The sequence below is a fragment of the Streptomyces sp. NPDC001549 genome, assembly GCF_042894025.1.
GTDB lineage: Bacteria > Actinomycetota > Actinomycetes > Streptomycetales > Streptomycetaceae > Streptomyces > Streptomyces kutzneri.
This window is the reverse complement of record NZ_JBIAVJ010000016.1, coordinates 147,549-157,884: the sequence shown is the minus strand read 5'-3', so window position 1 is coordinate 157,884 and position 10,336 is coordinate 147,549. Positions and strand designations below refer to the sequence as shown.

The window sequence follows — 10,336 nt, the reverse complement described above, 5'->3', positions numbered from 1 at the left end:
GATATCGGGTGTGGGCATTGTCACTTTGCCAGGTGTATACCCTGGGGTAATCAGCGCAAATCGGCCGCTAACGGCACGCCCTGCGGTGAATGCCAAGGATGAAGATGTCGGCGGGATGGTTCATGCTCAGCTCGCACGCCCTGCGCCTCAACGGCCGGGCGGAGCCGGCCGTTGAGGTTCTTCAGGCCAAGGGCAGAAATCATTTTGTGAGTGCCGAGGGCTGCGAAGTCGGGCGCCCGAGGGGGGAGAAGTACGTCGTGTCTGTCAGTGATTCCGCGGGCCAAAGTCCGCCAAAAGGGGCTGGATCAGCAGAAGCCCCCGTACCGGCGCGTAGGTGGTACAGGCGCCGGCGTGCCCTGGGGGGTCTGGCCGTGTTGCTCGCCGCCGCTGTCGCAGTGCCGGCCGGTGTGCACGTGGTCGGCGACGGGAAGTCGCACAGCCGGCCCGACAAGGACGCTCCGGTCGCCGAGCCGCAGGCTCGGCGGATGGCGGAGGAGAGCGGCAAAGAGGTCGAGGTCACGGCCGCGCGCAGCGCCAACACCACGACATGGGCGCGGCCTGACGGGTCGTTCCGCAAGCAGATCCACAGTGCGGCCTTCCGTGCCAACGTGAACGGCAAGTGGAAGCCGATCGACACCTCTCTGGAGCGGGTGGAGGGCGGCTACGCGGCCAAGGCCGTCAACGGCCGCGTCTTCTTCAGCGGCGGGTCGGCGGGGCAGGCGGGCGGTGAGGGGCGTGCCGCGCGTGGCGTGTCCCGGGTGGCGCTGCGGCAGGACGCGCCCGGTGAAGTGTGGACCGAGCTGGTCCGGTTGAACACCGGCGGCCACGACATGACCGTCAGCTGGCCCGGTGCGCTGCCCGCTCCTGTCATCGACGGCCCGCGCGCCCTGTACGAGAACGTCCGCCCCGGGATCGACCTGGTGATGACCGCGCAGGACGGCGGCTACTCGCACCTGCTCGTCGTCAAGGACAAGCAGGCCGCGGCCGATCCGCTGCTGGGACAGCTCAAGTACCGTCTGGCCAGCCCCGACATGACGTTCCATCTGGACGACGAGTCGGACGCGCTGAGCGCCCGTGACGCCAAGGGCGAGGAGATCGCGGGCTCGCCGACCCCGATGATGTGGGACTCCAGCGGCAAGGTCGCCACCACCGACAACCAGCCGGCGTGGAAGCCGACCGCCGTCGCCAAGCAGCACCCGACGCTGGCCCTGGCCGGCCTGGCCGGCGCGGAGGGCGCGCGCCTGAAGCCCGTCGCGGCGACGCTTGCCGACAACGCACTGTCCCTCACCCCGGACAATGCACTGCTCAATGCTCCGGAAACGGTATATCCGGTTTTCATCGACCCCTCATTCAAGGGGCACAAGCACGCCTGGACCCTGCTTTACAAGACAGCAGAAAATTCAAGCTTCTACAACGGGCAGAACTACAACGCGAGCGGCACGAACGAAGCCCGCGTCGGATACGAGTCCTCGAGCGGCGGCACCTCCCGCTCCATTTTCAACTTCGACTTCGGCAGCCAGCTCCACGGCTCCCAAATCGTCTCGGCCAGCGTCCGGGCGTTGCAGACCTATTCGTGGTCGTGTGACAGCAAACAGATGCTCATCTACTCGACCCCGTACATCACGTCGTCGAGTACCTGGAAGAACACCGACAACGCGGCCCACTGGGGCAGAGTGGTCGCCTCGGAGTACGCGGGATACGGCTACAACAGCTCGTGCCCCGACAACTGGATCGCACCCGACATCAAGGGCCTCGTCGCCGAAGCCGCCACCAGCGGCTGGGGGGCGCTGTCCCTGGGGTTCGCCGCCCCGAACGAGTCGGACTCGTACTACTGGAAGAAGTTCATCGCCAACGGCGAGACCGCTCCGTACATCGAGGTCGTCTACAACTCGCGCCCGGACACCCCGACCGCGGCGAACATGCAGACCTTCCCCGGCGGCCCGTGCCTGACCAGTTGGCCCGGGACCGGTATCGGCAAGACCGACATCACCTTCCAGGTGAAGGGAACCGACCGCGACGGCAACCTCGACAAGGTCCAGGTCGAGGTGTGGAACGCCGCCGGTGGACCGCCGGTCTTCGACCAGTGGTTCGAACCCAACAGCGATGGCGTCGTCAGCGCCCAGGTGCCCTTGACCACCTTCACCGATGGCCAGACGTACTACTGGCTCTCCCGCGCCACGGACAAGGACGGCGCGTGGTCGGGCAGCGGGCCGCACGAATCCGGTAGCGGCGCCTGGTGCACCTTCACCGTCAGCCACACCGTCCCGCCCAACCCGGCCGTCTCCTCCGCCGCCTTCCCGCCGCAGGGCGACAACTTCACCGAGTGGAGCACCGAGCCCGCCAGCACTCCCGGGCAGACCTTCACCATCAAGGGCAACGGCGCCAAGGCGGACGAAATCCGCGAGTACCAGTGGAGCCTGAACCGGCCTCTCTTCGACCAGAAGGCCGTGCCTGCTGCCGGCAGCGATGCGGCCTCCGTCCCGCTCCAGGTGGACACCTCCGGTCCGAACGTCCTCTACGTCCGCACCGTCAGCAAGTCCGGCAACATCTCCAACCAGAGCGTCTACGGGTTCCTCGTCAAGCCGAGGGCCGGCCAGGACAAGCCCGGCGATGTCACCGGAGACGGCAACCCCGACCTCCTGGCCATCGACAAGGACGGCAACCTGCGCACGTACGCGGGAGACAGCATCGGTGACACCGACGCCTACATCCCCGGCGCGGTCGAGAACGGCACGCCCGTGGCCCCTGGCTACTGGAAAGATGTCGCCACTGGCCAGTCCGCGCTCATCGGTCACTCCACGGACTGGTACCCGGGCGACGGCCTCACCGACCTGATCGCACGGATGCCCGACGGCAAGCTGTACGTCTATCCGGGCATCGGCATCGGCCAGTTCGATGTCGGCCGCCGCATTGAGATCCTGTTGCCCACGGGTGCGCCCAACCCGGCGACCCTCCGGCAGATCGTCGTCACCGAGGACGTCGACGGCGACGGCTTCGCCGATATGTTCGCCATCGCGGGCGACGTGCTCTGGCTCTTCTCCGGGTACACCGGGTCCAGCTTCACTTCCTACAAGCAGGTGGCCAACACGGTCTGGGACTCCCGCGACGTCGTCGGCGTCCGTGACATCAGCGGGGACAAGGTCCCCGACCTCCTCTACCGCGACAACGCGAACCCCAACCGTGGTCTCGTCCTCCGCAAGGGCAAGCCGGGCACGAACGGCGGAGTCGACCTCGGCTCCCTCAAGGACGGCGCCAGTGCCGCGGGCGGCCAGGACTACGCCTACGCGGGCACCGGCTGGGGCAGGGCCGACTACCCCAAGGTCCTCGGTACTCCCGATGCCACGGGTGACGGCATCCCCGACATCTGGGCCGTCGGGAACAACGGGAACCAATGGCTCTTCCAAGGCGGAACCAGCACCGTCGGAGGCGCGGTCGGACGCGACGAGGACGGCTGGAACACCTTCCTGACGATCGGGTAGTCGGGACGAACGGTCTCAACCGCGAGCGCCCTGCCGGGAGATCACTCCTGGCAGGGCGTTCCGGCGTTCCCGCTCCCCCGCTCGGAACGCCAGGTCGGATTCCTGCCAGCGGGGTCGATCCCGCCGCGATTTGATTGAAACAGCAACCAAATCGATGCGGGAGGAACGGCATGGACAGCAACAACACCGCGGCCCTGGTGACCGGTGGGAGCAGGGGGATCGGGGCGGCCGTCGCACTGCGGCTCGCCGAGGACGGGGTCGACGTCGCGATCACCTACGTCAGCGACGCGGAGGCCGCGGCCGAGGTCGTCGGGAAGGTGGAGGCGCTCGGGCGGCGGGCGGTCGCGCTGCGGGCCGATGCGGGGGACGCCGCCCAGGCCGCGAACGCCGTCGGGGAGACCGTACGGCGGTTCGGGCGGCTCGACGTGCTGGTGAACAATGCCGGTGTGGGCGTGCTCGGGCCGTTGGCGGAGCTGGCCCCGGCCGACGTGGAGCGCGTACTCGCGGTCAACGTACGCGGGGTGTTCCACACGACGCAGGCCGCGGCCGCGCACCTCGGGTCCGGCGGGCGGATCATCACGATCGGCAGCTGCATGACCCAGCGGGTGCCGGGTCCGGGCGGGACGCTCTACGCCATGAGCAAGTCGGCGCTGATCGGGCTGACCAAGTCCCTCGCCCGGGAGCTGGGCGGGCGCGGGATCACCGCGAACATCGTGCACCCGGGGCCGGTGGACACGGACATGAACCCGGCGGACGGACCGTACGCGGGCCCGCAGGCGGCCATGACGGCGCTGGGCCGGTTCGGGAAGGCATCGGAGGTCGCCGAAGTGGTGGCCTTCCTCGCCGGGCCACAGGCCGGTTACGTCACGGGGGCGGAGTTCGCGGTGGACGGAGGCCACGCAGCGTAGACCTCGCCGGGCAGCCCTCGCCCGGCGTGCGGGCCGACACCGCGGTGCGGAGCTCGGCTTCACGCCCACCGGAGACTTCGAGGACGAGGAGGTCGTCGCCGCGCTGGGCATCCCCGCGACCGCCCCCGCGACAGCCCCTGTGACCGGGACAGGAACCGCAGCGCCGTAGCGGGCCCGGGGACCGCAGCCCCGTGACCGGTCCGGGACTCCCCCGTAGCCGGTCCCGGAACCACGAGAACCACCGCGGGGGCGCACCGGTGCCGGTGCGCCCCCGCAGGGTGTGCGGCCCCGGGAGTGTCGGCCCCCGGGGCGGTCGGAAGTGCGGGGTCAGCCGCCCAGTTCCTGGTGGCGGGCGGTCAGCGCCGCCGCGCCGCCCTCCGTCAGCGAGCCGTAGAGGCGAAGGCGGGAGAAGCCGCCGTCCGGGAAGATGTCGATCCGGATGTGCGTGCCGACCGCCGGGGCGTCCAGGACGAAGCGGTGGTTGGTGTCGGGCTGCAGGCGGGTGCGCGGCAGGAACTCCGTCCACTCGCCCTCCTCGCCCGTCTTGACCGACAGGGAGGCCCAGCCGGCCGAGTTGCCCTTGAGGTACGCGGTGTCGATCTCGACGGCGCGGATCTCGGACTCGGCGACGAGCTGGTAGCGGATCCAGTCGTTGCCGTTGTCACGGCGGCGCGCGGTCTCCCAGCCGTCGTCCATCTTGCGGGAGCGGCCCGGGTTGATGGTGTTGGTCGGCGGGGAGTAGAAGCGGTTGGAGGCGTCCTGGACGGAGCCGCCGTTCTCCAGGGCCGCCACGTCGAAGGAGCCCAGCGCGTCGAGCCACTTCGGGTCGGGCAGGACCTCGCCGTAGACGCGCAGGCGGGCGATGCCGCCGTCGGGGTGCTGGTTGACGCGCAGGTGGGTGAAGCGCTGCGGGGCGTCCACCTCGAAGCCGTTGGCCGCGTGGCCGCCGACCGGGGTGCGGGCGACGATGGTCGTCCACTTCACGTCGTCGCCCTGGAGCTCCTCCGGGGTCGGCGCGAGGGCACCCGCCCAGTTGGTGGCCTCGACGGAGACGGCCTGCGGCATGTTGCCGCGGAAGTGGGCGGTGTCGACGACGATGCCGCGGATGACGCCGGGGGCGCCCAGGCGTACGAGCGCCCAGTCGTGGTCCTCGGCGGTCGGCCAGGGCTGGGTGGCGGAGACGCCACGGCGGCGGCGGGTCTCCCAGCCGTCCATGATCTTGCCCTTGTGGCCGAAGTGCTCGGGGTCGAAGTGCGCGGCCTCGGCGATGAGGAGGTTCTCGCGCTGGGCGAAGAACTCGTCGTTGGCGGCGATGACACCGGCGCCCAGCTCACGGGCGGCGAGGTTCGCGTACTGGGTGAACGGGAAGTCCGCGGTGCGGTAGTCCGCGTACGGGTCGCCGCCTCCGTACGGGTTCGCGTTGCCGGTGAAGGAAGCCAGTCCAGTCAAACGCTGTGCCACTGTCAGTTCTGCCTTTCGAGGAGGAGGCCCGTGGGCTCGGTCGGGGTGCCGTGGTCGGCGATCTGCGTGCCGCGCAGCCAGGTGGACTTGACGACGCCGTGCAGGGTCTTGCCCGCGTACGCCGTGACCTGGTTGCGGTGGTGGAGCTCGGCCGGGTCCACAGTGAACGTTTCTTCAGGGGCCAGGACGGCGAAGTCGGCGTCGCGGCCGGCCTCGATGGCCCCCTTCTGGGTGAGGCCCGCGAGGTTCGCCGGGGCCGCGGACATCCAGCGGACGACGTCCTCCAGGGTCCGGCCGCGGCGGCGCGCCTCGGTCCAGATGGCGGGAAGGCCCAGCTGGAGGGAGGAGATGCCGCCCCACGCGGTGGAGAAGTCGCTGGTCTTCAGGTCCGCGGTGGAGGGCGAGTGGTCGGAGACGATGCAGTCGATCGTGCCGTCGGCGAGCGCGTCCCACAGGAGGTCCTGGTTGGCGGCCTCGCGGATGGGCGGGCAGCACTTGAACTCGCTGGCACCGTCCGGCACTTCCTCGGCCGTGAGGGTGAGGTAGTGCGGGCAGGACTCGACGCTGATGCGGACGCCCTCGGCCTTGGCGGCGGCGATCAGCGGCAGCGCGTCGGAGGACGACAGGTGCAGCACGTGCACGCGCGCGTTCAGCCGCTTGGCCTGGGCGATCAGGTTGCCGATCGCGGTGTTCTCGGCGTCGCGCGGCCGGGAGGCGAGGAAGTCGGCGTACTTGGGGCCCGGGACGACGGGAGCGGCGTCCAGGTGGTGCGGGTCCTCGGCGTGCACGATCAGCAGGCCGCCGAAGCCGGTGATCTCGGCGAGGGAGGTGGCCAGCTGCTCCTGGTCGAGCTCGGGGAACTCGTCCACGCCCGAGGGCGACAGGAAGCACTTGAAGCCGTAGACCCCGGCGTCGTGCAGCGGGCGCAGGTCCTTGACGTTGTCCGGCAGGGCGCCGCCCCAGAAGCCGACGTCCACGTGCGCCTTGGCGCGGGCGACCTCCTGCTTGACGCGCAGGTTGCCGGTCGTCGTGGTGGGCGGCAGGGAGTTCAGCGGCATGTCGAGGATCGTGGTGATGCCGCCGGCCGCCGCGGCGCGGGTGGCCGTCCAGAAGCCCTCCCACTCGGTGCGGCCCGGGTCGTTCACGTGGACGTGGGTGTCGACCAGGCCGGGGAGCAGGACGTCGTCGCCGAAGTCCTCCAGCCGGGCTCCGGCCGGTACCTCGGCCTCGTACGCCAGCACGGCCGCGATCTTCCCGCCGGCGACGGCCACCGAAGCGGCGCGCGTCCCCTCGGGGGTGATGACGCGCGTCGAGCGCAGTACCAGTTCCACAGCCACGTCGGCCACCGAACCTCCCCATCCACTTCCACAGAGCGAAATTCAACGTTCTGTTGACGGAGTCTTCCCGGCGATCGGTACCCAGTCAAGAGCGTCCGGACGGAGCACTGACACACCAGGACCGCAATTGGATGTTTCCACAGGATGGAATTAAGATTTCGCTATACAGAATGTAGCTACCACCACCGGCAACCGGGCGGACAACTTCCGGAGGACGTCCGCCACCAGGACAAACCCTCTCTGACCGGCGGGGACGACCTCGACCCCAGCACTGGGGCGGACGCCGACCGCCGGGTAGGCTGCTCCCTTGCCTGCCAGCACCGAAAGGACCGCGCCGTGCCGACGTCCAGCGCCAGCACCACCGACGCTTCCTCGAAGACCCCCGCCGCCAGCGGTGGCGTCCAGTCTCTTGAGCGCGCCTTCGACCTGCTCGAACGCATGGCCGATGCCGGGGGCGAGGTCGGCCTCAGCGAGCTCTCCGCCGCCAGCGGTCTGCCTCTGCCCACGATCCACCGCCTGATGCGCACGCTGGTGGCGTGCGGCTACGTACGCCAGCAGACCAACCGACGATACTCCCTCGGCCCCCGTCTGATCCGCCTCGGCGAGTCCGCGTCGCGCCTGCTGGGTACCTGGGCCCGCCCCTACCTCGCCCGCCTGGTCGAGGAGACCGGGGAGACGGCGAACATGGCCCTCCTCGACGGCGACGAGATCGTCTACGTCGCCCAGGTGCCGTCCAAGCACTCCATGCGCATGTTCACCGAGGTCGGCCGCCGGGTGCTGCCGCACTCCACCGGCGTGGGCAAGGCGCTCCTCGCCTACACCCCGGCCGACGAGGTACGGGCCCTGCTGGCCCGCACCGGGATGCCGGCGGCGACCGAGAAGACCATCACCACGCCCGAGGGCTTCCTCGACGCGCTGGAGCAGGTCCGCAAGGTGGGCTACGCGGTCGACGACAACGAGCAGGAGATAGGAGTCCGCTGCCTCGCCGTGTCGGTGCCGAACTCGCCGACCGCCGCCGCGATCTCCATCTCCGGTCCGGCGGGCCGGGTCACGGAGGCCGTGGCCGAGTCCTTCGTGCCGATCCTGCAGGGGGTGGCCGCCGAGCTCTCGGTGGCCCTGGCCAACCAGAGCCCCGCGTAGGTTCGCGCAGGCGTACGGAAAGGCCCCGGCCGCCCCCTCGCTTCGAAGGGGCGGCCGGGGCCTTTCCGTGTGCCTTCGGTATGCCTTCGGTATGCCTTCCGTATGGCTTCGTATGCCTTTCCGTACGCCGCTCAGGGCGCCGGCACCGCGGCCTGGGCCGGGGCCGGGGCCGGGCTCAGCGTCAGGCTGCCGTCCGTCATCGTCGCCGTACGGTCCATCCGCTCCAGGTGCGCGTGGTCGTGCGTGACCAGCACCGTGGCCGTGGAGCGCTCCCGGGTCAGGGTGACCAGCAGGTCGAGCACGGCCGCCCCGCGCTCGTGGTCGAGCGCGCTGGTCGGCTCGTCGACCAGCAGCACGGCGGGCTCGTTCATCAGGGCGCGGGCGATGTTGATCCGCTGCCGCTGGCCGCCGGAGAGCTGGTGGGGGCGCTTGTCGGCCTTGTCGGCCAGGCCCACCGCGTCCAGCAGCTCCAGCGCCCGCCGGCGCAGCGCACGCGGGGGGCGGCCGGAGAGGTGCGCCATGACCTGGAGCTGTTCGGCGGCGGTCAGCGAGGCCAGCAGGTTGGGCTGCTGGAAGACGATGCCGATCTTCTCCCGGCGCAGGGCCGACTTCTCGGCGGGGCCGAGCTTCGTGGTGTCCTGGCCCGCGACGACGACCCGGCCGGAATCCGGGGTGACGAGGGTGGCGGCGACCGCGAGCAGGCTGGACTTGCCGGAGCCGGAGGGGCCTATGACCGCCGTCAGCGTGCCGGCGGGCACCTCCAGGCCGACCGCGTCGAGGGCGGTGAGCCGGCTCTCGCCGTCGGGGTAGGTCAGCGTGACGTCGTGGACGAGGAGGGTCATCGGGCGCTCCCGAGGGCGGTCAGCGGGTCGACGGCGGTGATCCGCCGGATGGACAGGGCAGCGCCCAGCGCGCCGAGCAGGATCATGATCGCGGCGGGGACGAGCACGGTGGCGGCGTCGAGGACGAAGGGCACGGGGCCGCCGCTGATCAGCGCGCCGAAGCCGGCGGCGAGCGCGGTGCCCAGCCCGGTACCGATGGCGAGCATCACGACCGCCTGGCCGAGGGCGTCCTTCAGGAGGTACGGGGTGGAGGCACCCAGTGCCTTCAGGACGGCGATGTCGCCGCTGCGCTGGATCGTCCACACCGTGAAGAAGGCGCCTATCACCAGGGCGGAGATGACGAACAGGAAGCCGCGCATCAGCTGCAGCGAGCCGTTCTCGGCCTGGTACGAGCCTATGGCGCCCAGGGCCTCGTCCACGGTCTGCGCCTTGGTCGCGGCGGCCTTGTCCGCCGCGCCGAGGTCCACACCGCCGCCACCGGAGACGGCGACGACGGTGGCGAGGGTGTCGATGGAGGTGCCGGGGTTGCCGACGCGCTGCCAGTCGTTGAGGTCCGTCCAGACGACCGGGGTGTGGCTGTAGGCGGCGGTCCCGGACACGCCCGCCACGGTCAGTTCCAGCGGGCCGATCCTGAGCCTGGCCCCGGCGGTCAGGCCGCCCAGCTCCTTCGCGGCCTTCTCGGTCAGGACCACCTGGCCCTGGGTGAGGCCGGCGTTCCGCGGTGCGAGGCCCCCGGCGGAGTCCACCCCGAAGACCGAGACCGCGGCGGTGCGCTCACCCGAGACGGCGTTGGTGGTGCGGATGCCGAGCGGCTCCGCCGCCTTCACCCCGGGCTGCCTGCGCCAGGCCAGCCAGGCGGACTCGGGCACCTGGGAGTTGGTGAAGGACACCTTCTGGTCCCCGGTGGGCGCGGCGAAGGCCAGGTGCGTGGCGGGCAGACCGGTGATGGCCGAGATGTTCTCCCGGGCCAGGCCGGAGGTGAGCCCGGACAGCAGGCCCACCAGCAGCGTGATGAGCAGCACGACCGAACCCATGAGGGCGAATCGGCCCTTGGCGAACCGTAGATCTCTCCATGCGACGAACATGTTCCCCACCTTGGTCTTCCGCGTGGACACAAGGCATCGCGCCCCAGTAGTGATCCTCGTATCGAAGGGTGCGCCGGGACATCA

At 70.5% G+C, this 10,336-nt stretch carries 7 protein-coding genes; 3 read left to right on the top strand and 4 right to left on the bottom strand.

Annotated features, from left to right (window positions below; genetic code table 11):
* Nucleotides 1-371: 371 nt before the first annotated feature.
* Entirely contained in the window at nt 372-3,479 is a 3,108-nt protein-coding gene (locus ACFY04_RS25270) for a DNRLRE domain-containing protein (RefSeq protein ID WP_389119792.1), read from the top strand.
* 170 nt (nt 3,480-3,649) lie between these two features.
* A complete protein-coding gene (locus tag ACFY04_RS25265) occupies nt 3,650-4,387 on the top strand; it encodes an SDR family oxidoreductase (RefSeq protein ID WP_389119790.1) in 738 nt (245 codons plus the stop codon).
* 327 nt (nt 4,388-4,714) lie between these two features.
* Here ACFY04_RS25265 and alc read toward each other — a convergent pair whose 3' ends face one another.
* Nucleotides 4,715-5,836 carry an allantoicase gene (gene alc / locus ACFY04_RS25260; protein WP_389119787.1) on the bottom strand — a complete coding sequence of 374 codons (1,122 nt, stop codon included), beginning with the start codon at nt 5,834-5,836 and terminating at the stop codon, nt 4,715-4,717.
* 14 nt (nt 5,837-5,850) lie between these two features.
* The gene (allB, locus tag ACFY04_RS25255; protein WP_389119862.1) at nt 5,851-7,185 is read right to left on the bottom strand and encodes an allantoinase AllB; all 1,335 of its coding nucleotides are present in this window, start codon (nt 7,183-7,185) and stop codon (nt 5,851-5,853) included.
* Between the two features lie 336 nt (nt 7,186-7,521).
* Between allB and ACFY04_RS25250 the strand changes: the two genes are divergently transcribed.
* On the top strand, nt 7,522-8,325 hold the full coding sequence (locus ACFY04_RS25250) for an IclR family transcriptional regulator (protein ID WP_389119784.1): 804 nt from the start codon (nt 7,522-7,524) through the stop codon (nt 8,323-8,325).
* A gap of 131 nt (nt 8,326-8,456) precedes the next feature.
* On the opposite strand, the gene ACFY04_RS25245 is transcribed toward ACFY04_RS25250, so the two are convergent.
* Both ACFY04_RS25245 and ACFY04_RS25240 read right to left on the bottom strand, forming a co-directional pair.
* A complete protein-coding gene (locus ACFY04_RS25245; RefSeq protein ID WP_389119781.1) occupies nt 8,457-9,167 on the bottom strand; it encodes an ABC transporter ATP-binding protein in 711 nt (236 codons plus the stop codon).
* A complete protein-coding gene (locus ACFY04_RS25240; RefSeq protein ID WP_389119780.1) occupies nt 9,164-10,252 on the bottom strand; it encodes an ABC transporter permease in 1,089 nt (362 codons plus the stop codon). The genes ACFY04_RS25245 and ACFY04_RS25240 overlap by 4 nt, the downstream gene beginning before the upstream one ends.
* Nucleotides 10,253-10,336 lie beyond the last annotated feature (84 nt).

Excerpts from the sequence above, each read along its gene's own strand:
- ACFY04_RS25265 (WP_389119790.1), top strand. The coding sequence starts at position 3,650 with ATGGACAGCAACAACACCGCGGCCCTGGTGACCGGTGGGAGCAGGGGG.
- ACFY04_RS25245 (WP_389119781.1), bottom strand. The coding sequence starts at position 9,167 with ATGACCCTCCTCGTCCACGACGTCACGCTGACCTACCCCGACGGCGAG.
- ACFY04_RS25240 (WP_389119780.1), bottom strand. The coding sequence starts at position 10,252 with ATGTTCGTCGCATGGAGAGATCTACGGTTCGCCAAGGGCCGATTCGCC.